Genomic DNA, 267 nt, shown 5'->3' with positions numbered 1-267 from the left:
ATACGAAAAGCACGATTTGAAAAGCAAGGCAACCTCTAACAGCCGCAATGGGAAGACAAAGAAAACGGTGACGAGCGAATACGGTGAGATGGAGATCCAGGTCCCACGCGACCGTAACGGCGAGTTTGAACCGATGATCGTCAAGAAGCATCAATCGAATGTAACCGGCATTGAAGACCAGATTATCGCGATGTACGCCAAGGGCGTGAGCACGCGTGACATCCAGGATCATCTGAACCGGTTGTACGGGATTGACGTCTCTCCTAC

Annotated in this window: 1 protein-coding gene; it reads left to right on the top strand. The window is 50.9% G+C overall.

All coding sequences use genetic code 11. The annotated features are described in order from the left end of the window. The coding region (locus ACSEXW_RS28485) for a transposase (RefSeq protein WP_438449531.1) at window positions 1-267 on the top strand (267 nt) is incomplete at both ends.

Source organism: Oryzibacillus soli (assembly GCF_051594765.1).
Classification (GTDB): Bacteria; Bacillota; Bacilli; order Paenibacillales; family NBRC-103111; genus Paenibacillus_AR.
This window is presented reverse-complemented; position numbering and strand designations above follow the sequence as displayed.